This window comes from Pseudochelatococcus sp. B33 (assembly GCF_053570585.1).
Genome location: NZ_JBSEFH010000025.1, coordinates 62,669 through 88,252, shown reverse-complemented (window position 1 = coordinate 88,252; position 25,584 = coordinate 62,669). Strand labels below are relative to the sequence as shown.

Sequence of the window (25,584 nt, the reverse complement as noted above, 5' to 3'; positions counted from 1 at the left end):
TAACTAATTATCTTTCCTGTAACGCTTGTCGGGAGGAGACAGGGATGGCGGCAGTGGGACAAGATCGCCCGCTTGCGGACCGGTGGCAGCCGGTGTTCAGACATTCGGCCGGACGGCTCGGCAGTATCTACCTGACCAAGATTCGCGAGGAGGGTCGGCTTGTCGGCTGGAAGACCTTCAATCCCGGGCGTGTAAGCGTGCCACCGAAGGATTTTGGTAGCGAGGGCGAGTGGGTTGATGTCGGACCGGGCGCCGAGCTTCTCTCCTTCGCGCCGCCGGATTGGGTGGCCGATTCGGGTGAGGCGCTGCTGGAAGGCTTCGTTCTCGCACGGGTTCGTCTGGACGGAGCTGAGGCACCGATCTTCGCTCCGCTTCGCCTGTCCGGCGCGGATGCGACGCTTCGCCGGGGCATGCCGCTCGAAGTCCGCTTCCGGGAGTCCGGCGAGGCTGATGGTCCCGACTTCTGGTTCCAGTCGAACGAGGGCGAGGGAGCGGCACGGTGAGGAATCAGGCATTCATCTCCGGTTGCAGCACGACCGTTGCCCGGCCCTTCCCCGACACTCTCGACGCCACGATCCGGCGTACCGTGCTTTGCGCTCTCGAGCAGAGCGGGCTTGTCCTCGAAGAGATCGATTCGGTCGTCACCGTGGCGGGCGACACGCTCGATGGCATCTCCGTACCCGGCCGGGCCGAGCTTGCTGGAGGCTACGGCCGGCGCTTCCTGAATCTGCCGTCCTCTGCCGGACACGGGCTCGCGGCGGCGGTCACGCAGATCGAGGCAGGCGAGGCCGAGAACCTGATTCTCGTCGGCTGGGGCGCCGCGACGAAATACGGAAGCTGCGATCCGCGTCGCAATCAGGCGGACCCGTTCCACGCCCGGCGGATCGGCGCGTCTCCGCGCGTCGTCGCCGCTCTTCAGGCCCAGGAACTGTCGGCCGGCAAAGACGAAGCCTCGCTCGACGACTACGCGCGGGAAATGATGGCGAGGGTCTGGGGCGACACCCCTGCACCGACCGGGGCGGCACCGGTCTGGGCCCGCACCGGCTTTTGCGACGGCGCGGTGGCGATTGTCCTGCGTCGCGCCGAGAAGGGCGCGGAAGGCGTCGCAATCCGCGATTTCGCAAGCGTTTCGCGCCCCTATTCTCCCCATGACGAGCGTCTCGATCCCGCCGAGTGGGTCGGCGAGGTCCTTCGGCTTCTGCGCCACGGCGATGCCGGGCCGACGGCCGGATCTACGCCTATACTGATCGAGGCCGCCGCCCCGACCCCGGTCGCCGAGCAACGCGCGCTCACGGCGCTCGACAGCGACGCGGACGGACGGCAGATCAATGCGTCCGGCGGAGGGGCTGTCTCCTATTTCGGCGCCGCGACGGCTCTTCGCCAGCTCGCCGAGGCATACGGCCGTCTTGCCGCGGTGAAAGAGCCGGCCACGGCGCTCGTCCTTGATCTTGCCGGCCCGATTGGCCAGCACGTCACCGCAATCGTTCTCGAAAAGGGAGCGCGGCCATGACCCCCGCCGTCCACGTGCTGGGAACCGCGCAGGTACCGATGCGCACCCGGCTGCCCGATACGACCTATGCGGACCTTCTGGGCCGGGTTTCCTATGAGGCCATCGCCGACGCCGAGGTCGAGGCCCGCGATGTCGACGGGCTGATCCTCGCGATGTCGCCCACGACGCCGCTGGGGATCGATGAACCGCAATATTGGGGTATCGACGGCCTGCCCGGCGCTAGCCGGTTTCTCGGTCGCGTCCACGTGCTGGCGGCTTCTGGCCTCGCCGCGTTCCGCCTCGCCTGCGGCTATGTCGCATCGGGCCGAAAGAAACGCGTGCTCGTCGTGGCCGCTGACCTCGCCGATGAGGTGCCGAGCCTCACCGGGGCGCTCGGGCAGCTCCACGATCCCTTTACCGACAAGCAGGTGGTGCGCAACGCGATCGTCTCTGCGGCGAGCCAGATGTCCGTCTACATGGCGCGCCACGGTGTTGGCGAGGAGGTGATGGCAGAGGTGGTCGTCAAGAACCGTGGCAACGGCGTGCGCAACCCTTACGCGCAGCTTCGCCAGGCCATTTCTGTGGACGATGTGCTCAACTCACCGGTGATGACCTGGCCGATGAAGCGTCTCGACAGTTCGCCGCGATCGAGCGGGGCGGCCGCCGTCCTCGTCGGGGACGTACCGGTGCAAACGGGCCGCCGGGCGGTGCGTGCGGTCGGATTCGGGTCGTTCGCGGGCGGCCGGTTCGTCGGATCGCGCATGACGCCGGGGTCGGACGCCTACTTCGACGGCGCGGATCTCGCCGTGGCGGCGCAGCGGGCCTATGCGGGCGCAGGCATCCAGGACGCCGCCGAGGAGATCGGGCTGGCGGAAGTCTATGCCTCGTTCGGCATCCTGGAATTGCTCAGCATCGAAGCGCTCCGGCTCAACAAGGGCGGCAACGCGGCCGAGCTCGTGAAGGCCGGCGAATTCCATCACGATTCCGGCCTGCCGGTTAATCCTTCCGGCGGCGCGACATGCGGCAGCCCGATCAGTTCGACGGGGCTCATCCGCGTCATTGAGGCGACCACGCAACTGCGCGGCGAGGCCGGCGAACGGCAGGTCGCGCTGCGCCGGCCGCGCGCCGCCGTCTCCGCCATCGCCGGCGCGTTCCAGACTCACGAGGTGGGGGTCCTTGTGGCATGACTGAAGCGCCTTCCGTGGAGCGGCACGAGGAAACGGCCCGCTCCGCCCGACCCAAGCGGCCCGATCCCGAGGGGATCGTCTTCGTCGACGCCAATTGGGACGTGCCGCAGTTCTATCGGCCGGACCCGATGATTGCGCGCATGTTCGAGAGTTTTCGGGAAAAGCGTCTGCTCGGCGCGCGGGTTGCCGACGGCTCGCGGGTGATCTTCCCGCCCCAGAGCTATTGCGAGATCACGTTCAAACCGACCGACAGGCTGGTCGACGTCGGACCCGGCGGCATCATCCGCACGCTGACCATCTCGAACACGCGGTGGAGCGGGCCGCCACCGCCGTATCTCATCGTCTTCGTCCAGCTCGACGGCGCCAGCACAGCGACGGGCGGCTACCTGCGCAACGCCGACATAAGCCCCGAGAACTGCCTCGCCCTCATCGGCGCCCGCTGCCGCGTGATCTTCAAGAACGAGCCGGTCGGCGACTGGTCGGACATCTGGTTTGAATTGGCGGAGTGAGGGAACCATGACGCTTAACACCAACACTCTGACGCCGGGCGCCCTGGAAGGTATCCGCGTCATCGATATGACCGATACCAACGCGGTCTACGCCACGAAGATGCTTTGCGATCTCGGCGCCGAGGTCATCCGCATCGAGCCGACCGCCGGCGACGTCATGCGCCGCGTGCCGCCGATTGACGGCGAGACCGGCATCAGCGCCTTCTACGCCTACATGAACACGAACAAGCGTTCGGTGACGCTGGACATCGACACGCCCGAGGGAGCCGGGCTGTTCCGCAAGCTTGTCGCCACAGCCGACATCGTGGTGGAGAGCGAGACGCCCGGCCGCCTCGCGGAACTCGGCCTCGATTACGAGAGCTTCGCCGCCGACCGGCCGGCCCTCGTCTGGGCGTCGATCACCGCCTTTGGTTCCACCGGCCCGCGGCGAACCTGGAAGGCGGACGATCTGATCAGCCAGGCGATGGGCGGGTTCATGACGCTAAGCGGCCTGCCAGAGCGCGAACCCCTGAAGCTCTACGGCGAGCAGAGCTGCTTCATCGCGGGCCTGCACGCCGCGTCCGGCATCCTGATCGCGCTGTGGCATGCCCAGCTCCACGGTGAAGGACAGCATGTCGATGTGTCCGTTCACGAGGCGATCGCCCACACGCTGGAGAGCGCCGTCCAGGTCTATACCACGGAAGGGCGCGTGCGCAGTCGCCTTCCGCGCAGCGACGAGGCGGGGATCGGCATGTTCCCGGCCACCGACGGCGAGATTTTCGTCTACGCCAATATGAACATGATCACGCGGAGCTGGTTCAACCTCGTCAAGACGCTGAAGGCGGCAGGTATTCCGGGCACCGAGGAACTCGACGATCCGAAATGGCAGGATCAGGCCTTCCGCCGTACGCCGGAAGCGCGGGAGGTGGCGACGCGCCTCATCAGCGCGCTGACGAAGGACAAGAGCAAGTACGAGAACTACACCGAGCTTCAGGGCCGAAACGTCCTTTCGGCGCCCATGAGCGAGATCAGCGATCTGTTTAACAACCCGCAGCTCAAGTTCCTTAACTGGTTCGTCGACCAGCCGATCGGCGAGAAGCAGGCGACATGGCCCGGGCCCGCCTTCCGCATGTCGGAGACGCCCCGCCGCCAGCCCGGCCCCGTGCGCGCGCCGGGCGCTGACAACGACGCGGTATTCGCCGAGCTCCGCTAGGCCGATCCCGCCCCCACCAATCGAGGAGGCAGCGCCGTGAACATCCAGAGCACCGTCCAGGCCGACAACGAGAACCGCAGCCGTCTGCCGCTCGCCGGCATCCGGGTCCTCGACTTTACGATCGGAGGCGCAGGTCCCTTCGCGACCAAGGCAATGGCCGACTACGGCGCGGAGGTCATCAAGATCGAGACGAGGACCCACCCGGACTTTCCGAGGACGATGGGGCCCTATGCCGGCGGTATCAAGGACCCCGATCGAAGCGCCTACTTCACCAATCGCAATTCCAGCAAACTCAGCCTGACATTAAATCTGAAGAAGCCGGAGGCGGTAGACATCATCAAGCGGCTCGCGCCGAGCTGCGACATTGTGATGAACAATTTTCGGGCCGGCGTGCTCGATCGGCTGGGCATCGGCCACGATGTGCTCAGCGCCCTGCGACCGGACCTCATCTATGTCGGCATGCCCCTTCAGGGCGCCGGCGGGCCACAGGGCACCTACAGCGGAGTTGGCCACACCCTCAACGTCCTGTCGGGCATCTACGGCGTGACGGGCTACGACGATGGCACCCTGATCGGACCCGGCACGAACTACCCCGACCATTCGGTCAATCCCGGCCATGCGCTGGTGGCCGTCATGGGCGCCCTCCTCTATCGCCGACGCACGGGCAAGGGCCAGTACATCGAGGTCGCGCAGCTCGAGTCGACCATGAATCTCCTTGGACCGAGCATTGTCGGCTACAGTCTGACCCGCCAGAATCCGAGGCCCCTCGGCAACGAGAATCCCGACTTCGTTCCTTACGGGCTCTTCCCCTGCCGCGGCGACGCGTGGCTGGCCATATCGGTCACGACGGACGAGCAATGGCAGGCGCTGTGCGGGGTTGCGAACTCGCAGGCTTTCGCCGGCGACAGTGCCTTTGCGGACAACGCCAAGCGCGTCGCCGACAAGGTTCGGCTGAAAGAGATGATGGTCGCCTGGACGCGCGAGCAAGACGCCTTCGACCTGATGCAACGCCTCCAGGAGAGCGGGGTGCCCGCGGGGGTGGTTCAGAACGCGAAGGACCTCGTTGAACGCGACGAGCAGCTTGCCGCGCGCGGCAATCTCGTCACCGTCGAGCACCCTGTCATGGGTCCCGTCGTCTACAACGGCTCGCCCAGTACGCTCTCCAAGACACCTGGCCGGATCGCCTGCGCGCCGCTGCTCGGGGAGCATACCGACCGCGTGCTCAGCGAAATGCTCGGGATGAGCGCGGCCGAGATCGACCGCGTTCGCGAAGCGGGGGCGCTGGAGTGATGGAGGCTGCGGAAGGGCGGGAGAGCGAAATGAGCCCACCTCACACGATGCTGCGGCCGGCACCGGACCACGCGCCCGCTCTCGATCGCTCGCTGAACGACGTGTCGGCCGTCGTCGGCATCGGGCACAGCGACTGGCGTGCCGACTACCAGTCGGTGCGCGAAGGCAAAAGGCCGAGCGATTCCTATGGATACGGAGCCATCGCCTTCCGGCGCGCGCTGGAAGACGCCGGCATCGGCAAGGACCAGGTCGACGGGCTGATCGTTGGCACCACAATATCCTACGAGCGTGCCAGCGAGCTCTACGGCCTGGCGCCGCGCTGGGGAATGCAGGCGGATTCGAGCCAGGCGATCGTCGCCGCGATGATGGCCGTGCAATCCGGCATGTGCGAGGTCGTCGCGCTCGTCTATGGTAATAATCAGCGCTCCGCCAAGGTCCAATACGGCGGGCCGCAGGCGATGGGCGGCGGCTCGAACCTCTCCTACGTCTATCATGCGCCCTTCGGGCTGACCTCGCAGGGCGCGCTCTACGCACTGATGCAGCGCCGACACATGGAGTTGACCGGGGCGAGCGAGCGCGATCTCGGCCAGGTCGCGGTCGGTCAGCGGGCCTGGGCCTCCCACAATCCCGCAGCGATCATGCGGGACAAGCCGCTCGGCATCGAGGACTACCTCGCCTCGCCCTACATCGCCGCGCCGCTGCATCTGCACGACTACTGCCTGATCAACGACGGCGGGGTCGCGCTGATCGTCATGGAGAAGAGCCGCGCCAAACGGCAGGGACGCAAGCCGGTGACGATCCGCACCGCTTCGCGCTACGACCTCCACGGCGGATCGTCCACGCTGCGACCGCGGCTTCTGGACTTCTACCATACCGGCCACCGCCACGTTGCCGACGCCGTCTACAACTCCACGGGTCTCGGCCCGAAGGACATGGATGCGCTGCTCGTCTACGACAGCTTCAGCTGCCACGTCCCGTTCGCGCTCGAAGGCTTCGGTTTCTGTGGCATCGGCGAGAGCGGACACTTCATGCGCGAGACCGGCATCGGTCCGGGCGGCGGCCTGCCGATCAACACCCATGGCGGCCATCTCTCCGAAAGCTACATGCAGGGCTGGTCGCACCAGATCGAGGCCGTGCGGCAGCTTCGCGGCGAGGCCGGCCTCAACGTCCCGAACGCCCGTCACATTCAGTACATCTCCGACGTCGTCGGCCGCGTGTACTCTATCATCTACGGAGTCGACTGATGACCGGCCCACGCTTCTACTCGCCATTCGACGAGCCCCTGTGGAAAAGCATCTCCAAGGGACAGATTCGCATCCAGCGCTGCAGCGAATGCGGGGCGTACCGCTATCCGCCGGGAGCCTGCTGCCCGACGTGCCTCTCGGTCGAATCGACGTGGGAGCCGATCGCCGGGAAGGGCAAGGTGCTGTCCTGGACCACTTATCACAAGCAGTATCTGCCGGCCTATCCGGTGCCGACCACCGTCGTCGCCGCGATGCTGGACGAAGGCGAGATATTCATCACGAACATCGCTGAGGACGAGGTCGCGGACCTTGCGATCGACCGCACCGTCCGGGTCGTCTACGCGGACCATCCGGACGGCTACCGGATACCACGCTTCACCCTCGCCCCGGCAGCGGTGGGATCATGAGCGGGGTCGGGGCCGAAGGCGCGTCGCCCACCCTGCGCCACTACGCCCAGCCGGTCGCCACGCTCGGCGAAGCTCCGGTCTGGGATCCGCACGAGGGGCGGATCTGGTGGGTTGACTGCGACGGGAAGAAGCTGTTCTCGCGCGACCCATCCTCGCCGGAGGAGGCAAGGATCTACGCCCTCCCCCACTACCCCGGCTCCTACGCCTTCCGCGCGGGCGGGGGCCTCATCATGGCCTATCGTAACAAGCTCGCACTGGTGGACCTCGACACCGGCGAGGAGCAAGCCATCGAGTCGACGGGCGCAGACCTCGCGGTGGAGCGCTTCAACGACGGGGCGTGCGATCGCGCGGGCCGCTTTTGGACGGGCACGATGCATCGCAAGAGGACGGAGCCCGCCGGCGCGCTCTACCGCATTGATCCCGATCTGTCGGTTCGCCGCATGGCCCAAGGTTTCGTCGTGTCTAACGGCATCTCCTTCAGCCCCGACGACCGCGTGATGTATCATCACGATTCCCGCTCGGGCCTCGTCTACGCCTACGATTTCGACATCGAAAAGGGCGAGATCGCCAACAGGCGCGTCTTCATCGACTTCACCGGGAGGCCAGGAAGGCCGGACGGCTGCACGGTGGACGCAGAGGGAAACCTCTGGATTGCCGAGATCGGGGCCGCGCGCATCGTTCGCTTCGACGCCAAGGGACGGGAGACGGGAGCGATCGCGATGCCGGTCTCGCGCCCGTCCAGCGTCATGTTTGGCGGGCGCGACCTGAAGACGCTCTTCATTACCACCATGCACGAAGGGCTCTCCCCGGAGCAGCGCTCCGCCCAGCCGCTGGCCGGCTGCCTCTTCTCCATCGAGGTCGACGTGCCCGGCCTTCCCGAGCCGCGCTTCGCAGGCTGAACGGCACGAGGCTCTCGCCCATGATCCACTTGGCGGAGGAAACCGCATGACGATGGACAGGATTGGCTTCATAGGGCTTGGCCGCATGGGAAAGCCGATGGCCCTGCGCATCCACGAGGCGGGCTTCCCGCTGGTTGTCTATGACGTGGCTGAGGCGGCGCTTGACGCTTTCCGGGCAAAGGGCATCCCTGTAGCCGCTTCGCCGAAGGAGGTCGCAGACCGCGCCGAGATCGTCTTCGCCTGCATCCCCTCTCCCGAGGCGAGCCTCGCCGTCGCCTTTGACGATGACGGCGTGATCGGCGGCAGCGCGATCGCTGTCTATCTCGAATGCTCGACCATCGGGCCGGATTACATGACGCAGATCGCCGACGGCTTCTCGCCGACCGGGATCGCATTTCTTGACGCGCCGATCAGCGGCGGCATTCCCGGCGCTGAGGCGGGGACGCTTTCGGTCGTCGCCGCGGGCGACCGCTTCGCGCTCGACCGCGCCCGCCCGGCGATGGAGACCTACGCGCGGCACATCTTCCACGTGGCGGACCGGCCGGGGCCGGCGCAGATCGCCAAGCTCATCAACAACATGCTGTCGACCACCGGCACGATCGCCGCATTCGAAGGAATGGTCATGGGGGCCAAGGCCGGCCTCGACGTCGAGGCGCTGCTCGATTTCATCAATGTGAGCACCGGCCGCAACGTCGCGACCATGCAAAAGATCCCGGAAAACATCCTGACTCGCAAGTTCGGAGGCAAGATCCAAACGGGCGTCAAGGACCTCGCCCTCTTCACCGGGCAGGCCGAGAAACTCGGCATCCGGCCCTATATCGCACCGCGGCTCCAGGAAGTGTATCGCGACGCCATTGCCGCCGGCTACGACAAGGAGACCATGCGCATCATCGAGTTTCTCGAGGCGCGCGCCGGGGACGGGGTGATCGTCAAGGGCAAGAACAGCGCGTGAGATTGACGGCGCCCGCCCTGGCCCCGCGCGCTCCAGGAAGGACGGAGAACATGGACGACAGTTTCATGGCGATGCCGACAGACGAGCTTCAGGACCGCATTGCGAGCTTCGCCTCCGAACTCACCTTCGAGGCGCTGGCGGCGGACGACGTGGAGGCTGCCAAGACCCGCATTATAGACACCTTCGCGGCCACTTATACCGGCTTCTTCTCGGAAACCGCGCGTGCTGCCAGGGCCTATGCGGCGGGTCTTCCCGCGCCGGGCGGCGCGACCATCATCGGAACGCGCGAGCGGACCAGCCCGGAACTTGCCGCCTTCGTCAACGCCACAACCTCGCGCGAGGCCGAGTGGAACGACGTCTATATGTCGCGCAGAGCGGGCGGCGCGCATCCGAGCGATGCGATCCTGCCGATCCTCGCCGTGGCCGAGCATGTTCACGCGAGCGGCCGGGAATTCCTCACAGCCGTCGTCGTCGCCTACGAGATCTATCTCGGCATGTCGGACGTCGTGAAGATCACCGGCTTCGACCCGGCCGGGCTGGCTGGTCTGAGCGTCGCAGCAGGCGCCGGCCGTATCCTCGGCCTCGACCGGGACACGATCCGGCAGGCGGTGTCGATCTGTACGGTGGCCAACAACCCGCTGAACCAGTCGCGGCGCAACCAGCTTTCGATGTGGAAGGCAGCGGCAGCCGGCCAGGGCGGAAAGGCCGGCGTTTCTGCCGCCCTGATGGCACATGCGGGACTTCAGGGCCCCCACCTCCCCTTCGCCGGCACCGCCGGCTGGAACCAGCATGTCGCGCGCAATGCCTACGAGGTCGGCGGCCTCGACGCGCGCCAGGGGCCCTACCGGATCCGCGACTCGCTGATCAAGCCGCGCGCCTCCTGCGCCGTGACCATCTCGTCGATCTTTGCGGCCGAGGACGCGGCTCGGCGGGTGCGGGCGCCCGACGTCGACAGTGTCGTCGTTGAAACCTACGCCTACGCCAAGAACGGGGTTGGCACCGGTGAGCAGCGCTGGAATCCGACGAGCCGGGAGACCGCGGATCACAGCATCCCCTACGTGGTGGCGGCAGCCCTTTGCGACGGCAAGGTCGGTCCCCGCCAGTTCAAGGACGACCGGCTTTGGAATCCGGAATTGCGCGCCCTCATCCAGAAGATCGAGGTCGTCGAGAACGAGGCCTTTACCGAGGCCTACGAGCGCCATCCGCGCGAGCACCACACCCGCGTCGTCGTGCGCACGAAGAGCGGCGAGACCGTCGTCGGGGTCGCCGGAGGGCCCGACCACGAGGACATGGGCAAGCCCATGCACCCCGGGCAGATCGAGGCGAAGTTCATGACCCTCGCCGCGGACCACATTGGCACGCGGCGCGCGCGGGCGGCGCTGGACCGGCTGTGGCGACTGGACGCGGTCGACGATGCCGCCGAGATCCCGCCTCTGTTCGTGATCTGACGTCGCACGCCAAGGCTGCGGACGGGCGACCGGGCTGTGTACGCCCATCCCGTTCGTTCAGGCGAGGCGGTCGAAAGGAGAACCCCATCGACCGCAAAGGCCCTCAGCCCTCGAGCAGGCGGATCGGCTTGCCGTCGAGGAAGGCCACGACGTTCTCCACCGACTGCCGATAGAAGGCCTCAAAATTCTCGCGCACGCAGAAGCCTACATGCGGGAGAAGCACGGTGTTTCGCGCACGGCGCAGCGGATGGCCGGGCGCCAGCGGTTCCTCGTCATAGACGTCGAGCGCCGCAAAGATCCGGCCGCTGTCCGCAAGTTCGGCCACGGCCTCCTCGTCGACCAGCGGCCCACGCGAGGTGTTCACGAGGATCGCCCCCGGCTTCATCCGTTCGAGATCCTTGCGCCCCAGGATGTTCCGGGTGGAGGGGGCGAGGACCATGTGAAGACTGACGACGTCCGAGCGCGCCAGCAATTCCCCCTTCTCGGCCCTTTTCACCCCGGCGGCCTCGGCTCTCTCGTTCGTGAGGTTGGGGCTCCATGCAAACACCCGCATTCCCAACGCAAGGCAGCTTCTGGCCATGGCGGTGCCGAGCCGGCCGAGGCCGATCAGGCCAATCGTGCGGTTGCGCAGCACGAAACCGAGCGGAACGCCCGACTGGAAACGCCCCTCGCGCATGGCAGCGTCGCCGACCGGAATGCTGCGGGCCGCCGCCAGCATGAGGCCGAGGGCGAGTTCGGCGGCCGCGGTATCGGCGCCTTCGCCAAAGCCGGTCTTGCAGGCGACGATGCCCCGTGCCCGCAGGGCCGCCTGATCGAGCGAGAGATTGCGCGGGCCGGTGATCGTCAGCAGACGCAGTTTCGGGAGACGCGCGATGAGGCTTTCCGGAAAAGGAGTACGCTCGCGCATCGTCATCACGATTTCGAAATCCCCGAGCGCCTCGGCGGCGGCATCCTCGTCCGCGAAGGGCTCTGAGAAAAACCGTATTTCGGCGCGCTTCTCCAGCGGCGCCCAATCAGCGCTCTGACGCGCGGCTGTCTGCCAGTCGTCTATTACCGCTATCCTCGTCATCAGTTTCTCCCAACAATAGCAGCGTTCATTTTGACATATCATTATAGTCTTTGGAAAGAGTGAGCACGTGTCGCGTCGATACCGTGGGCTCGCTTGATCGATATATGCCTGGGGGCCTGTCCGAGTATCTTTCTGGACGGAATTCTGAGATGATGATTCAATCCGGTCATGAGCAAGAGATATCGTTCGTAGGATATCGATCAGGGCTGGCTTCCTGCCGGCTTCGATCCACGATTCGTGGCTGCTTTGCAGCTTCAACGAAGCGTGTCTTTCGTTCTCCCTCCGACCGATGGCTGTTCACGCGGCAGCAGCGTTCGTGGGCGACAAACCGGGAATCCCGTGCGCGCATCTGCACGTCGAAGGAAGGCGCGCTTTCCACATTCAGTATGATATTATACATTATTCGCGCTGTGTCGTTGTCGCATGACCGCCGCCATATGGCCAGCGATCGGCTGGGGGAACAGAGGAGGATTTGAAGCGCCATGAATATGAACGGCGAGCAGCGGATTGCTGCGTCAAAGGAGATAGTCTGGGCAACCTTGAACGATCCCTTGGTCCTTAAGGAATGCATCCCCGGGTGCCAGGCGCTCGAAGGTAGTCTCGACGAAGGGCTCACGGCGACCGTGACGACGAAGATCGGGCCGGTGCGGGCGACGTTCAACGGTACCGTCAGCTTCGCGGAGGTCGTCGCCCATGAGGGCTATGTCATCACCGGCGAGGGAAAGGGCGGGATCGCAGGTTTCGCGAAGGGCGGAGCGCGCGTCCGACTGACCGGCGTGGGGGACGAGACGCTCCTCTCCTACGAGGTGGACGCGCAGGTCGGCGGCAAGCTGGCTCAGCTCGGCGGGCGCCTCATCGACACGACGGCGCGCAAGATGGCAGACTTGTTCTTCGCATGCTTTCGGCAGAAAGCCGAGGCGCGAGCCGCCGAAGGAGCTGACTCATGACGTCCGTCACGCTTGAGGTGAACGGCGAGATCTTCACCTGCGAGGTGGAGGATCGCACTCTTCTCGTCCATTTTATCCGCGAGCATCTCGGGCTAACCGGTACCCATATCGGCTGCGACACCTCCCAATGCGGAGCCTGCGTCGTCATCATGAACGGCGTCTCGGTGAAATCCTGCACGGTGCTCGCGGTGTCGGCGCAAGGTGCCACGGTGAAGACCATCGAGGGTCTTGCCGGCGGAGCGGGCCTACATGCCGTGCAGGCGGCATTCCAGGAGTATCACGGCCTGCAGTGCGGCTACTGCACGCCCGGCATGATCATGACGGCCGTCGACATGATCCGTCGCCACGACGGCGATCTTGACGAGCATACCATACGGAATGAGCTGGAAGGCAATATCTGCCGATGCACCGGCTATCACAACATCGTCCGCGCGATCATCTCGGCTGCGGAGAAGCACCGCGCGCACCGGGCCGCGTGACACGAGGGAACACGCGATGTACAAGATGACTTACCATACGCCCGGCACGCTGAGCGAGGCCGTCAGCCTCTTTTCCTCGACGGACGAACCGGCCTACCTTTCCGGCGGGCACACGCTGATCCCAGCGATGAAGGGGCGCCTGGCGGCGCCTGCCAACCTGATCGATCTGCGCCGGATCCCCGAGCTCCATGGTATCGTGATGAGCGAGACCCACGTGACGGTCGGCGCGGCGGCGACGCATGACGAGGTTGCGCATTCCAAAGATGTCGGGACTGCGATCTCCGTCCTCGCTGGCCTCGCCGGATCGATCGGCGACGTCCATGTGCGCCATCTCGGCACGCTGGGCGGCTCAGTCGCCAACAACGATCCGGCTGCGGACTATCCCGCCGCGGTCCTGGCGCTCGACGCATCGATCGAAACGGACCGCCGCAGGATCGGAGCGGACGACTTCTTCGCCGGCCTCTATTCCACGGCGCTGGAGGAAGGTGAGATCATCGTCCGCATCGCCTTCCGCAGACCCCTGCAGGCGGGATACGCGAAGTTCCGCAATCCGGTCTCGCGCTACGCGATGGCAGCCGTGTTCGTCGCGCGTTTCGAGCATGGCGTGCGCGTGGCGGTGACGGGAGCGGGCGTGGACGGCGTCTTCCGCTGGACGCAGGCGGAGGAAGCACTCTCCCGTCGCTTCGAGGCAGAGGCCCTCTCCGGCCTCGCCGTCGACCCCAACGCGATGATGGGCGATATGCATGCACATCCGTCATATAGAGCCCATCTCGTCTCCGTTATGGCCCGCAGGGCCGTCGAGAACATCGGCGTGGTGACGGTAAAGCCCTGACTACTGATTTCCATCGAGAACCGACGCATGTTTTCATTCCACCTCACGCGTCATGCGCGGGGGGGGGCGGCGAAGTGATCGACATGGCGTTACTGAACGTCATCCGACGCCGGCATGACCGGGATCATCTCTCGATCCGGGAATATCCCGACTCACGGGGCTGTCGAAGAATACGGTGCGCAGGCGGATGTTCCAGCAGCCGGACTGACGCACCGAATCTTGAACGGAAAAAGGGGCGGCGCTTCGAGTCCCCCCTGTTGTTGTCTCGGCTACTGGACGGTGAAGACGCCGCGGTCGACGAGGTCCTTCAGAACCGTCGATTCACGATCGATCAGTGCCTTGGCCTCCTCCGGCGTCCCCGTCTTCACCATGTTGCCGAACTTGACGAAGCGGTCCTGCACGTCAGGGCGGTTTAGATACTCCACCACCACCTCGTTCAGCCGTGTCACGATCTCCGGCGACACGCCGGACGGAGCGGCAAGCATGTACCAGCCGCTGGAGATCGCGTCCGGGTAGTCGGCCTCGACGACCGTCGGCGTATCGGGCAGTTCCGGCACACGCGTATCGCCCATCACGACGAGCGGTTTCAGGCTGCCGTCCTGAATGCCGGCCTGAAAGCCGCTCGCCCCGATGCCGGTGGAGATGTCGATCACCCCCGCCATCAGGTCCGCCACGCGCTCCCCCACGCCGCCATAGGGGATCGGCGTCAACTCGATCCCCGTCGCCTCCTGAAGGATCACCACGGATAGATGTGAAAGACCGCCCAGCCCGGAGACCCCGACATTGACCTTGCCGGGATTGGCCTTTGCATAGTCGACCAGCGCCTGCAGCGTATCCGGCTCGAACTTCGCGCTTCTCATCACAGTGTACGGCGCGTCCGCGATCTGCGCGACCGGGACGAGGTCGGCGTCCGGATCGTAGGGGGGGCTCGTGCCGAACTTCACGTTGACGAGCGGCGCCGGCGAGGTGACGAGCAGCGTGTGGCCGTCCGCCGGAGCCTTGGCTACGAGATTGGCGCCGATCATCCCGTTCGCTCCCGGGCGGAAGTCCACGATCACCGGCTGGCCCAGCCCCTGCTGGAGAGCGTCGGCCACAGAGCGCGCCACCGGATCGGCACCGCCGCCCGCGGCAAACGGCACGATGATCGTGATCCCCCGCGAGGGCCATTCTTGCGCCGACGCCCCCATGCCGGTGAGCACCACGCCTGCACCGAGCCCCAGCGCAGCAAGCATTCCAAAAGATCTCATCATTGAGCATTTCCTCCCTGTTTATATTTTTTAGACGGACGAGGCAGTCGGTTACCCCGCTTTAATTGCTGCCCGCCGCGACGACGTTCATGCGCTTGCGTGACGACCTGACGTAGCCGACCGTCATCCAGATCAGCAGCGTCAGCGTCAGTCCCAGGGTGATGGCGCTGATCGGACGCTCGACGAAGGTCGTAAAGCTGCCCCGCGACAGCAACAGCGCGCGGCGAAGATGCTCCTCCATCATCGGCCCCAGGATGAAGCCGAGGATGAGCGGCGCAGCCGACAAGCCAAAGAGGCGCATGAAATAACCGACCATCGCGAAGAACAGCACCTGCCAGACGTCGAAACTGCTGTTCTCGACAAAGAATGCGCCCGTGCAGACGAAGACGAGAATCATCGGATAAAGATAGTGATACGGGATCGACAGCACCTTCACCCAGATTCCGATGAGGGGAATATTCAGCAGGACCAGCATCACGTTGCCGATCCAGAAGCTCATGACCAGGCCCCAGAAGAGCTCCGGATGGTCAAGCACGAGGCGAGGTCCCGGTGTCAGCCCGTGGATGATGAGCACGCCGAGCACGATCGCCATGGTCGCGCTGCCGGGTATGCCGAGCGTCATCGTCGGGATGAATGAGGTCTGGTCGGCCGCGTTGTTGGCTGCCTCAGGCGCGATCACACCCTCGATGGCGCCCTTGCCAAATCGACCCGGCTCCTTGGTCACCCTCTTCTCGATGGCGTAAGCCATGAAGGAGGCGACGAGGCCACCTGTACCGGGCAGGGTCCCGAAGAAGGAGCCGACCGTGGTTCCCCGGAACATCGGTCCCCACGAGCGCTTCACGTCGTCGCGGGTCGGAATCATCGAGCTGTAGCTGATATGGCGCGTGACGAACTTCTCGTTCTTGACGTCGCGGATCGTGGCGATCACCTCCGGGACGCCGAAGAGCCCCATCACGATCGATGCGAGGCTGATTCCGTCGTAGAGCGGCATATAGTTGAAGGTAAACCGCGCCTGTCCGCTGTTGACATCGATGCCGACCAGACCGAGCGTCACGCCAAGCACGACCATGGCGATACCTTTGATCGGCGTGCCACTGCCGAGGGTCGACGCCGCGACGAGGCCGAGCATCATCAGCGAGAAATACTCCCAGGGGCCGAACCGCAATGCGTTCTCGGCAATCACCGGGGAAAAGAGCATCATCAGCAGGATGCCGACGCTCGCGCCAATGAAGGAGGCAACCGTCGTCATGAACAAGGCGATGCCCGCCCTGCCCTGCTTGGCCATCGGATAGCCGTCGAGGCACGTCACCGCGCTCGACGCCTGGCCCGGAACGTTCAGCAGGATCGACGTCGTCGAGCCGCCATAGGCCGTCCCGTAGTAGATGCCGGCCAGCATGATCAGGGCGGACGTCGGGTCCAGGTGAAAGGTGAAGGGAAAGAGCAGCGAGATCGCCACCAGTGTGCCGATACCGGGCAGCACCCCCACGAGCTGTCCCAGGAGCACGCCCAGGAAGCAGTAGAAAAATGCCTCCGGGGTGAGGATAGTGCTCAGCCCAATCGCGATATTTGCAGCCAGATCGTTGAAGATGCTCACAGCGGCCACCGAAATGCCTGGAAGGGAACGCCCAGAATGTGCTGGAACAGTATGACCGTGGTGATAGACATTCCGGCCGCCAGCAGAAGGCAGCCGACAACGCCGATCTCGTCGTCCGCCAGCACGGCTCCTATGGTCAGGACAATGACGGCAGGCACGACGCCGAAGGGCTCGAGCAGGATCGTGAAGGCCGCGATGGACAGGAAGACCACGATCAGCGGCTTCCATGCGATCTCCGGCAGCTCTCCGCTTCGGAACCACGCCGGGGCGGCGATGCTGAGGCCAAGCAATGCAAGGATTGCCCCAAGGGCAGCCGGGAACATACCGGGCCCCATCTGCCGAACCGTGCCGACCGGAAACAGGAGAATTGCGTAGAGGCTGATTGCGCCACCCAGGAGCGCGAGTACGCCTCCGGCGATGACATCTGTATAGTCTCGCTGCTGCATCGTTCCTCCCCGTTGCTGCGTCACTGGCCGGCACGTTCCATCACAGTCTGAAACGGAGCACCGACACCGCAGCTTTTAGTGTTCTCGAGAAATCGTCGCCCGTTCCGGACGACGTCCATCCTGACGCAAGCCCTCTTTTTGAGGAGTCTAGCCTGCGACGGCCTCCCATGGTATAACATTATTTCTTTAGGGTCGTGTCAAGGTGTTCTTTTCGACACGTTACACCATCGCCAAAAGCCGTAGAGGTGCCAATGCCTTATCTTTCCGAACCTGAGCCGCCGCGCGGAATCGCCACCGCGCTCCGACCCGGAATACGCAGGATCGTCGCGCGTAACCCCGGCGTTATGACCTGTCACGGTACGAATACCTACCTGCTCGACGGCATACACGGCAGGATCGTCATCGACCCCGGTCCTGCCGACGAAGCGCATCTGAACGATGTTCTAGAAGCGACATCGGGCCGCGTGGACCGCATATTGCTGACGCACACCCACGGCGACCACGCCGGCAACGCGGAGGCCCTTCGAATGGCCACCGCGGCCCCGATCCACGCGCATGCGGCGGCCCGGGCGACGCACCACGTGGATGAGCCGCTCGAAGACGGCGAGACGATAGCCGGGCTGAAGGCCGTACATACGCCCGGCCACGCCCCGGATCATCTGTGCTTTGCGGGAGCCGACGGCATTCTTTTCAGCGGTGATCACGTTATGGGCTGGAGCAGTACTGTGGTGGGTCCGCCGCACGGCGACATGGCGGACTACCTCGCCAGCCTTCGCAAACTCCTGAGGCGTTCCGACCGGCTTTATCTGCCTGGCCACGGACCGGCGATCACCGATCCCAAGCCCTACGTCGACGATCTGCTTCGTCATCGCAACGAACGGGAGACCGCCATCGTCGCGGTCCTGCGCGACAGGTCCATGACGGCGGCGGCGATCGCGCGCGATCTTTACGCGAAGATCGATCCGACGCTGGCGCGGGCGGCGGAACGCAATGTGCGGTGCCATCTCGTCAAGCTGGCGCGCGAAGGAAAGGTCGAGGAACGTGGCGACCTTTGGCGCAATGCCGGTGCGGCGGATGGGGTTATCTGATGAGTGAAGAAGCAGCACTGGATGGCATGGTTGTGGTCGAATTCGGGACCCGGGTCGGCGTCGCGATATGCGGCTCGCTCCTCGCCCAGCTCGGCGCAACGGTCGTGCTGATCGAGCCCCCCCTCGATGCCGTTCCACCCGGCGGCAAGTCCCTTTGGCGAGAGCAGTTCGCGGCCGGCAAACTCAGCCTCGTGCCGAGCGGCGGGCATGAGGATGCCGAACTCGTAGACGCTCTCCTCGCGCGCAGCGACGTCGTCCTGACATCGAGCGATGCCGATCCTGCCGCACTGCGGCCACAGGAGACGGACAGGCCGGACAATGTGCGCTGCGACATCTCCGCGTTCGGTACTTCGGGCCCCTACATGGGCCTTCCCTTCGGCGAGCTTCAGATCCAGGCCCTGTCCGGGCTGATGGATACGACGGGCTTTGCGGACGGTCCACCGGTACCCATCGGCATACCGATCGCCGACGTGCTTACCGGCACCTACGCCGCGTCGGCCGTTCTCGCCGCCCACCGCGCACGGCGACTTCAGGGGTTCGGCCAGCGGATCAACATGGCTCTGTTCGACTGCGCCTTTTCGGCGCTCGGCTCGTTCCTGTCCGGGGTCTTGACAACCGGCAGGGACAAGTCCCGGATGGGCAATCGGCACCCGACGGTGGCGCCTTGGAACCTCTACCGCTCCCGGGACGGCTGGGTTCTGATCTGCGCGGGCAACCAAACCCAGTGGGAACGCCTCTGCGGGGCGATGGAGCGGCCCGACCTGGCGGCCGCCTACTCAGCCCAGCCGCTGCGGATCGCCCATGTGGAGACGGTGGACCAGGCCATCGAAGAATGGACGCGTGGGCTGTCGACCGAGGAATGCCTGCGTCGACTGGTCGATCTGGGCGTCGCCTGCGGTCCCATCGTACCCATTGATGGCCATCCTCGGGAGGCGAACCTCCTGCACCGGCAGATGATCAAACGTCTCTCGGACCCAGTCCTGGGCAAAGCGGTCTTCGTTCCCGGCTCGCCCTTTCGCATGAGCCTGTCGCCCGGCTGCGCACCCGCCCGCATTCCGTTTCCCGACGAGGACCGCGTTGCGGTGAAAGACCTCGCCACCCGTACGCGGCCGCTGGTGACGCAAGCGCGACCGATAAGCGGCAGCGCCGCCTTGCAGGGCCTGCGCATCATCGAAATCGGCCAATACACGACGGCGCCTCTTTGCGCGCGCCAGCTCGGGCACCTCGGCGCCGAGATAATTAAGGTCGAGCAGCCGGGCGGGGACGAGTCGCGAACCTGGGTACCGCATATCAACGGGCGCTCGGTCTCTTTCCGGCTGAACAACGCCGACAAGCGCAGCCTGGTGCTTGATCTGCGCACGGACTTCGGAATCGTGGCGCTGCGCGAGCTGATCGCCACGGCCGATGTTCTGGTGGAGAACCTGAAGCCGGGCACCTTGCTCAAGTTCGGTCTTTCCCCCGAGGCCGTCCTGTCGGTGAACCCGCGGATCGTCTACTGCGCGATCACCGGCTTCGGGGCCGAGTCACTCTATCCCAGACGTCCCGCCTTCGACATGGTGATCCAGGCCATGTCCGGCTTTATGTCAGCCTCGACGGCCGGTGCCGTGCCGTTGAAATCGGGCATCTCGACCGCTGACACAATGGGAGCCGAAATGGCGATGGTCGCCCTGCTCGCCGCGTTGGAATACCGGGATCGCACCGGCAAGGGGCAGTTCATCGACCTCGCCATGCAGGACATCACGGCCTGGCTAACGATGACCGCCTGGAACGGCGCGGACCGCAGGCGCAAGACGCCGACGATACTGGCCTGCGCGGACGGCTATATTCTTATCGCTGCGCGCGAGGGCGAGCCTTCCCGCCAAGATGGCCATGTCCGGGAAGCCTCGGTCGCCGGGCTCACCCGCGCCGAGGCGGTCGCCCGGCTCGCCGAGGACGACATCGAGGCCGTTCCGGTTCTCAGCGTCCGAGAAGCGTCCCTCCTGCCACACACCAGGGAGCGCGGTCTCTGGTTCACGAAGGAGCATGAGGGCGCGCGCTGGCCGCTGCTCGCCAGCCCATTGCGCTTGGAGGCGACCCCGCCCGTGATCTCGCATCTCGCCCCAGCGGTTGATGCTGATGGAGAGAGCATCCTCCAGGCTCTCGGTCTGACGCAACCCTCGGACGGCTGACAGCCGCCTGAGCACGGCGCGGCCCGACCGCTTACACCTTACGGCCCTGCTTATGCTGCTGCGACGGGTCGACGGACGCCTCGAAGGTCAGTTGGTTGTGATCGGGACGAAGATCGACGGTAAAGCGGTAGCGGTCCGGGTGATAGGTCGTGATCGAATAGCGGACCGGCTTGTCGTCACCGCTCAAATAAACGCGGCGGGCGAACATGACAGGGCGCCCGGGGGTGATGCCAAGATGACGAGCGACCATGGCGCTAGCCTTCGTGGCGGCGAGTTCCTGCTCCGCTCGGGCTGCGCGCGGCCCGAAACGGTATCCTTGCGACTGCTGCACTCCGCTATCCCCTCCGTTCCCTGGATCTTCCACTGTGAAGCCATCGGTGACGGTGAATGGATCATCATTGCGCTTCGTCACGAGCCGCCGGTGGCGAACAAGCATGCCAGGCTCGATGTGAAGCGCGCTCGCAATCTCTTCGGACGCCGGCTTGACCACGTTTACGAGCTCCGTCGCATCGAAAGGCGACGCGTCGTCGAAGAAGCCGGTTAAACGAAAAACACGGCGGTCGGAAACACGCCGGGTCACGATGGTGCCGACGCCTCGCCGACGCGTCACGACGAAGTTTGCGGCCAGGTCGGCGACAGCACGACGAACCGTGATCCGGCTGACATCATACTCCCGGCATAGCGCCTCTTCTGTTGGCAGAAGATCGCCCGGCTTGAACTCGCCGCTGGATATCCGCGCGAGAAGATCTCGGCGCACTTGTTCGTACAAACTGACGGCCGGGTCGTGGATTTTAAGTTTTCCAGAATCCATAAGCATTCCTATGACGGCGAAACAGAAGAAGTGACCCTGGTCGCGAACGATCTCTTACCCGCAATCCGTGCATCCGCGCCATCCCAGTCATCTGAATCCGAAGTCCGGTTCATTGTTTTTTGGCAGAATCGTTTGACGGAGACGAGGATTTCATCGGTGGATTTAGCCCATTTGGAGGGGCTGGGGTTTTCGTTGTGCGTTTTGATGACGGCGACGATATCGGCTTCGAGTGCTGCGGTTGATCGAAGGACGCCGCGTTGCAACTGCTTGCACGTCAGTTCTGCAAACCACCGTTCAACCTGATTGATCCAGGACACCGATGTCGGCGTGAGGTGACCATGCCAGTGCGGACGGTGCGCGAGCCGCGCCTTGATCCTCGGTGTCTTGTGGGCTGCAAAATTGTCCATCACGAAATGTATGTCCGGTCCCTCGGGCATCGCGGCATCGATTTGACAGTGAACGCGGCACTTCGTGCCGCCGGACCTGAGCCTCGAAAAAACCCGGTCCTCGCCGCTCAATACGATCAAATCTGCCTGTCGCCCCGCCATCACAAATGCCCCCGGGCTTTCCGAAAAGGGCATACACAATGAGGCCTGCTTCACCAACAGTTTCTAGAGCCGAGAATCATCCTCCCATATTGCCTATCGTCGGCAGATCTGTAACACATTATAATCAATCAGCGAAACATTGGGAGGGGCCGAGATGGGCATCGCTCGTTCAATAAGCCGCCTCGGCTTGGCTGTGTGCCCGTTACTCCTCTGTCTGTCCGGGCCGGCTGCGGCCCAGTCGTGGCCGGAGTGCCCCATCGCCATCGTGGTGCCCGATGCCGCAGGCAGCGGCGCCGACTTCGCGGGGCGGCTCATGGCCGATCACCTGACCGCCGATCTACTCGTAGGACACTTAAACAGCATGTTCGACTTCCCCGCCCCGTACCAGCGAGATCCCGCTGGCCGGTCCTTCGCACGAGACGATCGGCCATGAACGCTCCGCCCGTTCGACCACGAGACGCCGCCACGCTGATCGTGCTGCGCCGCGACACGAACTCCCCTCGTGTTCTCATGGGGCGCCGCTCCAGCGTGCACACCTTCCACCCGGACAAGGTGGTTTTTCCGGGTGGGCGCGTCGAGGCCGGCGATCAACATGCGCCGGCGGCCGACGAGCTGCATCCGGTCGTAGAAGCCAAGCTCCGGGCAGCGAGCCCGGCGAACGTCGCTTCGCGCGCCTTCGCGATCGCGGCTGTCCGCGAGACCTTCGAGGAAGTCGGGATCATGATCGGCGCGCGTGGCCAGCCGGGGCCTGGCGCTTCGGTCTGCCGGAGCTGGTCGCCCTTCTCGGCGAGGGGCCTTCTGCCAGCCTTGTCCAGGCTGCGTCTCGTGGCGAGGGCGATCACGCCGCCGACCGGGCCGCGCCGGTACGACGCGCGCTTCTTGGCGGTGTTCGCCGACGCAATCGCCGCGGAGGTCGCCGTGGCCGCTGACGAGATCATCGCACCGGCTTGGCTGACCTTCGAGGAAGCGCGCGCCCAGCCGCTTCCGTACATCACCCGCACGGTGCTCGACGAGTTGGAGAGGCGACTGTCGCGCGATGCCGACCTGTCGCCGGACTTCCCGGCGCCCTTCTACTTCACGCGCAATGGAGAACGCCACGTGAAGTGGCTTTGAGAACGCGTGCACGACAGGCGAAAGCGGCCCCTGATGGACCGCTCCGGCGACCGGGCTCCGGTTCGCGAGGGGGACAGATGGTCTCGTCGGTTGCCCGGCGCAACGTTCAATCGTCTCCTCCGATGGCAGGCTGGAATGATTTTGGACGTGCGTCCGGTCAATGTCCGATCAGAAAAAGACGCCTTAGCTAATGGAATGCCAGACTATTTGATCTAACCACTTGATATATAAAGACTTGTCGATGGTGGACGCACAAGATCTCGGACCTTGGACCCGCTGATAAGAGCCAACTGCTCTACCAACCGCTGACGATTTCGAACTGAGCGCAGCGCTACCGTCCGATGGCCGCAGCCAGCCAGCGGGGCGGCAAAATCAATTGCCGTACGCAGCTCTCATGCGCGCGTCCTGAATGCGGTCAAGTTCAAGCGATCGCCCGAGATGCGATTCCGCAACATTGACGGCGTGAGGACTCCGAGTCAGGAAATGTCCGAGTCAGGAAATGTATGGCAACAGCCATTTGGCAACGGAACCTAGAACCTACGATCTTTTAGCGGCCAGGGACAGCAGTCGCGATAGGTCTTCGACCGCTTCAAGCGAATGCAGTCTGCGAAGCAGGTCTGTGGATTCATCGATCGTGCCCGTCAGCGCCTCAAATTTGCGAGTTGCCAACTCCGGTGCCTTCGATGGTTCCATCCCCTCGAAGGTCTTCTTGAGCGACTGTATGATGCGGCCGCTCTTCGTGGTGATCTGAAGTCGCACTGCCCATTCAAAGCCCGGCATCCCGTCTTCATCAAGATGCAAAAGCTCGATCCGGCTTGCCCAGTCCCGAATGGCGGGATCCCCGTGCGGCGTGAGAAAAGCGGCTGGCTGCGACGCATCACGGAACAGAGCGATCGCCGCGCACATCGGCACGCTGTACTGTGATGTCCCGACATCCGATGGGGAGCGCTCGGCATGATGCGACAGGATCTTTTCATTCACTCCGAGGGACAAACCGGCAATATCCGCCGGATGGACGCCTTTTTTAGCAACCACATCGCGGATGGCCTCGACCACTGTCTGCGCCATGACATGGCAGGGATATTTCTTGATGCAGATATTCTGCGTCTCCCATGCCAGCCCCAGATTCTTGATGAGGGCGGGGGTGGTGCCGCCGCGAGCATAGGCATCGAGAACACCGAACTGGCCTTCCAGAATATGCCGAGGCCCCTGGTATCCTTCGGCAGCCAGCTGGGCGGCAAAGACCCCGGCTTCCGCAGCACGTCCCATATGCAGAGGCTTGACCGCACCGCCCGATCCCGCTTTCGAGAAGGCCAGAAGGCCCCCGCACATTGAGCCTGCGATGCCGAACGCGTTGGCCATGCGGTCCGGATCGAGATGGAGAAGACGCCCCGCAGCGGCCGCTGCACCGAAAACGCCAGTTACGCCGGGCGCGTGGAAACCGAGCTTTTCGAAGGCGCCTTTGCCGGCCAAACCAATGCGGAACGCGACTTCGCAGCCGGCGACAAATGCGGCAAGCGCCTCACTGCCCGGCGAGGCCAGCTCGCTTCCAACCGACAGGACTGCCGGCCATATCGTCGATCCAGCATGTACACCGGCATTCGGATATCTGAGGCTGTCGAATTCGAAGGCATGAATGAAGGTGCCGTTGATCAGCGCGGCATTGCGTGCGCTGACGCGCGTAAACGAGCGGTCAAGCAGGGGAGAGCGCGCCGAAGTGCGGTCGGAGGCAACAGTCTGCGCAATCCGGCTCCAAGGCAGTTCGCTCCCGAAAAGACCGACGGCGACAGCATCAATGATGGCCGCTTTTGCCATGTCGAGGGCGGGTTCAGGGATGTCCTCATACGCAAGACCAGAACTGAAATCTGCGAGTATATCCGTTGGACTGTTCATCTCTTCGTATTCCGCTGGGGCTTTCGCCGCGTGTGGGGCTTCCCCGCTGTAGCTTCGTCCATAGCCTTGGAGCGTAACATCTGGCGCCGCATCGCCAATGTCTTGCGACGGTGGTCGCGCGCCAGCTGTTCGGCCTTCCCACCGTCGCGGGCCTTTATAGCTTCATAAAGTGCATGATACTCGGCAAGTGCTTCCGTTGCCCTGCCGGCGAACAGGGTACTCGAACTGAACTGCCGTACGCTGTCCAGAAGGTTGCGCAGCAGGAGGGCCAACTTATCGTTACGACTCGCCTGATGGATGAGCGCGTGGAACTCTCCCGTTAGCTTTCGAAAGAGTTCCATATGGCCGTGCTTATTGGCGATATCCATATCCTCGAGGAGTTCCTCGAGGCGAATCAACTGGGTTGAGGTTATGTTCTCCGCGGCAAGACGGGCGGCGGCGGCCTCCAGCACTTCGCGGATGAAGAAAACCTCCTCCAGCTCCTTTTCGCTAAGCTCGCGGACTACAAGTCCCTTGCCCCAAGCTGTGGTGACGTAGCCTTCGGCTTCAAGCTTGCGGAGCGCTTCTCGGACCGGGGTGCGGCTCACGCCGAGCCGGCCGGCGAGGTCGTCGCTAAGAAGACGTTCGCCGGGCTGAAGCTGGCCTTCAATAATACAGTACCGCAGTGCGGAATAGACCGCGTTCGCCGTGGTTCCCTGATTACTAAAATTCGCGAGAATGTCACGCATCCGT

At 64.4% G+C, this 25,584-nt stretch carries 24 protein-coding genes and 1 pseudogene; 17 read left to right on the top strand and 8 right to left on the bottom strand.

Annotated features, from left to right (window positions below):
- Nucleotides 1-44 precede the first annotated feature (44 nt).
- Genes ACUSIJ_RS23580 through ACUSIJ_RS23530 form a run of 11 tightly spaced genes read left to right on the top strand, consistent with a single transcriptional unit; the run spans nt 45 to nt 10,617 of the window.
- A complete protein-coding gene (locus ACUSIJ_RS23580) occupies nt 45-503 on the top strand; it encodes a hypothetical protein (protein WP_449310865.1) in 459 nt (152 codons plus the stop codon).
- The gene (locus tag ACUSIJ_RS23575; RefSeq protein ID WP_449310864.1) at nt 500-1,510 is read left to right on the top strand and encodes a hypothetical protein; all 1,011 of its coding nucleotides are present in this window, start codon (nt 500-502) and stop codon (nt 1,508-1,510) included. Before ACUSIJ_RS23580 ends, ACUSIJ_RS23575 begins: the two co-directional genes overlap by 4 nt.
- On the top strand, nt 1,507-2,676 hold the full coding sequence (locus ACUSIJ_RS23570; protein WP_449310863.1) for a thiolase family protein: 1,170 nt from the start codon (nt 1,507-1,509) through the stop codon (nt 2,674-2,676). Before ACUSIJ_RS23575 ends, ACUSIJ_RS23570 begins: the two co-directional genes overlap by 4 nt.
- Nucleotides 2,673-3,185, top strand: a complete 513-nt coding sequence (locus ACUSIJ_RS23565) for a Zn-ribbon domain-containing OB-fold protein (protein WP_449310862.1) — start codon at nt 2,673-2,675, stop codon at nt 3,183-3,185. The genes ACUSIJ_RS23570 and ACUSIJ_RS23565 overlap by 4 nt, the downstream gene beginning before the upstream one ends.
- 7 nt (nt 3,186-3,192) lie before the next feature.
- The gene (locus tag ACUSIJ_RS23560; protein ID WP_449310861.1) at nt 3,193-4,377 is read left to right on the top strand and encodes a CaiB/BaiF CoA transferase family protein; all 1,185 of its coding nucleotides are present in this window, start codon (nt 3,193-3,195) and stop codon (nt 4,375-4,377) included.
- Between the two features lie 36 nt (nt 4,378-4,413).
- Nucleotides 4,414-5,667, top strand: a complete 1,254-nt coding sequence (locus ACUSIJ_RS23555) for a CaiB/BaiF CoA transferase family protein (protein WP_449310860.1) — start codon at nt 4,414-4,416, stop codon at nt 5,665-5,667.
- 29 nt (nt 5,668-5,696) lie between these two features.
- Nucleotides 5,697-6,911, top strand: coding sequence for a thiolase family protein (locus ACUSIJ_RS23550; RefSeq protein WP_449310859.1), 1,215 nt, complete (start codon nt 5,697-5,699; stop codon nt 6,909-6,911).
- The gene (locus ACUSIJ_RS23545) at nt 6,911-7,318 is read left to right on the top strand and encodes a Zn-ribbon domain-containing OB-fold protein (RefSeq protein WP_449310858.1); all 408 of its coding nucleotides are present in this window, start codon (nt 6,911-6,913) and stop codon (nt 7,316-7,318) included. The genes ACUSIJ_RS23550 and ACUSIJ_RS23545 overlap by 1 nt, the downstream gene beginning before the upstream one ends.
- The gene (locus ACUSIJ_RS23540) at nt 7,315-8,217 is read left to right on the top strand and encodes an SMP-30/gluconolactonase/LRE family protein (protein ID WP_449310857.1); all 903 of its coding nucleotides are present in this window, start codon (nt 7,315-7,317) and stop codon (nt 8,215-8,217) included. Before ACUSIJ_RS23545 ends, ACUSIJ_RS23540 begins: the two co-directional genes overlap by 4 nt.
- A 46-nt stretch (nt 8,218-8,263) precedes the next feature.
- Nucleotides 8,264-9,169, top strand: a complete 906-nt coding sequence (locus ACUSIJ_RS23535; protein ID WP_449310856.1) for an NAD(P)-dependent oxidoreductase — start codon at nt 8,264-8,266, stop codon at nt 9,167-9,169.
- 50 nt (nt 9,170-9,219) lie between these two features.
- Nucleotides 9,220-10,617 (top strand): MmgE/PrpD family protein, encoded by a 1,398-nt coding sequence (locus ACUSIJ_RS23530; protein ID WP_449310855.1) that lies wholly within the window; start codon nt 9,220-9,222, stop codon nt 10,615-10,617.
- Between the two features lie 103 nt (nt 10,618-10,720).
- On the opposite strand, the gene ACUSIJ_RS23525 is transcribed toward ACUSIJ_RS23530, so the two are convergent.
- Nucleotides 10,721-11,686 carry a D-2-hydroxyacid dehydrogenase family protein gene (locus ACUSIJ_RS23525; RefSeq protein ID WP_449310854.1) on the bottom strand — a complete coding sequence of 322 codons (966 nt, stop codon included), beginning with the start codon at nt 11,684-11,686 and terminating at the stop codon, nt 10,721-10,723.
- 482 nt (nt 11,687-12,168) lie between these two features.
- Between ACUSIJ_RS23525 and ACUSIJ_RS23520 the strand changes: the two genes are divergently transcribed.
- Genes ACUSIJ_RS23520 through ACUSIJ_RS23510 form a run of 3 tightly spaced genes read left to right on the top strand, consistent with a single transcriptional unit; the run spans nt 12,169 to nt 13,944 of the window.
- Nucleotides 12,169-12,633: an SRPBCC family protein gene (locus ACUSIJ_RS23520; RefSeq protein ID WP_449310853.1), complete on the top strand. Its 465-nt coding sequence runs from the start codon at nt 12,169-12,171 to the stop codon at nt 12,631-12,633.
- A complete protein-coding gene (locus ACUSIJ_RS23515; protein WP_449310852.1) occupies nt 12,630-13,112 on the top strand; it encodes a (2Fe-2S)-binding protein in 483 nt (160 codons plus the stop codon). The genes ACUSIJ_RS23520 and ACUSIJ_RS23515 overlap by 4 nt, the downstream gene beginning before the upstream one ends.
- Nucleotides 13,113-13,128: 16 nt before the next feature.
- Nucleotides 13,129-13,944, top strand: coding sequence for an FAD binding domain-containing protein (locus ACUSIJ_RS23510; RefSeq protein WP_449310851.1), 816 nt, complete (start codon nt 13,129-13,131; stop codon nt 13,942-13,944).
- 269 nt (nt 13,945-14,213) lie between these two features.
- On the opposite strand, the gene ACUSIJ_RS23505 is transcribed toward ACUSIJ_RS23510, so the two are convergent.
- Genes ACUSIJ_RS23505 through ACUSIJ_RS23495 form a run of 3 tightly spaced genes read right to left on the bottom strand, consistent with a single transcriptional unit; the run spans nt 14,214 to nt 17,231 of the window.
- A complete protein-coding gene (locus ACUSIJ_RS23505; RefSeq protein WP_449310850.1) occupies nt 14,214-15,194 on the bottom strand; it encodes a Bug family tripartite tricarboxylate transporter substrate binding protein in 981 nt (326 codons plus the stop codon).
- 58 nt (nt 15,195-15,252) lie between these two features.
- Nucleotides 15,253-16,785, bottom strand: coding sequence for a tripartite tricarboxylate transporter permease (locus tag ACUSIJ_RS23500; RefSeq protein ID WP_449310849.1), 1,533 nt, complete (start codon nt 16,783-16,785; stop codon nt 15,253-15,255).
- Nucleotides 16,782-17,231 (bottom strand): tripartite tricarboxylate transporter TctB family protein, encoded by a 450-nt coding sequence (locus tag ACUSIJ_RS23495; protein ID WP_449310848.1) that lies wholly within the window; start codon nt 17,229-17,231, stop codon nt 16,782-16,784. Before ACUSIJ_RS23495 ends, ACUSIJ_RS23500 begins: the two co-directional genes overlap by 4 nt.
- 251 nt (nt 17,232-17,482) lie before the next feature.
- On the opposite strand from ACUSIJ_RS23495, the gene ACUSIJ_RS23490 reads away from it, so the two are divergent.
- The gene (locus ACUSIJ_RS23490) at nt 17,483-18,319 is read left to right on the top strand and encodes an MBL fold metallo-hydrolase (RefSeq protein WP_449310847.1); all 837 of its coding nucleotides are present in this window, start codon (nt 17,483-17,485) and stop codon (nt 18,317-18,319) included.
- Nucleotides 18,319-20,487 carry a CaiB/BaiF CoA transferase family protein gene (locus ACUSIJ_RS23485; RefSeq protein ID WP_449310846.1) on the top strand — a complete coding sequence of 723 codons (2,169 nt, stop codon included), beginning with the start codon at nt 18,319-18,321 and terminating at the stop codon, nt 20,485-20,487. Before ACUSIJ_RS23490 ends, ACUSIJ_RS23485 begins: the two co-directional genes overlap by 1 nt.
- Nucleotides 20,488-20,518: 31 nt before the next feature.
- On the opposite strand, the gene ACUSIJ_RS23480 is transcribed toward ACUSIJ_RS23485, so the two are convergent.
- On the bottom strand, nt 20,519-21,298 hold the full coding sequence (locus ACUSIJ_RS23480) for a GntR family transcriptional regulator (RefSeq protein ID WP_449310845.1): 780 nt from the start codon (nt 21,296-21,298) through the stop codon (nt 20,519-20,521).
- Nucleotides 21,299-21,414: 116 nt separating this feature from the next.
- Nucleotides 21,415-21,750, bottom strand: a pseudogene (locus ACUSIJ_RS23475) (IS630 family transposase); the annotation flags it as partial.
- Nucleotides 21,751-22,275: 525 nt separating this feature from the next.
- On the opposite strand from ACUSIJ_RS23475, the gene ACUSIJ_RS23470 reads away from it, so the two are divergent.
- Nucleotides 22,276-22,959, top strand: coding sequence for an NUDIX hydrolase (locus ACUSIJ_RS23470; protein ID WP_449310844.1), 684 nt, complete (start codon nt 22,276-22,278; stop codon nt 22,957-22,959).
- A gap of 537 nt (nt 22,960-23,496) precedes the next feature.
- On the opposite strand, the gene ACUSIJ_RS23465 is transcribed toward ACUSIJ_RS23470, so the two are convergent.
- Nucleotides 23,497-24,852: an MmgE/PrpD family protein gene (locus ACUSIJ_RS23465; protein WP_449310843.1), complete on the bottom strand. Its 1,356-nt coding sequence runs from the start codon at nt 24,850-24,852 to the stop codon at nt 23,497-23,499.
- Nucleotides 24,849-25,580 carry a GntR family transcriptional regulator gene (locus tag ACUSIJ_RS23460; RefSeq protein WP_449310842.1) on the bottom strand — a complete coding sequence of 244 codons (732 nt, stop codon included), beginning with the start codon at nt 25,578-25,580 and terminating at the stop codon, nt 24,849-24,851. The genes ACUSIJ_RS23465 and ACUSIJ_RS23460 overlap by 4 nt, the downstream gene beginning before the upstream one ends.
- Between the last annotated feature and the right edge of the window lie 4 nt (nt 25,581-25,584).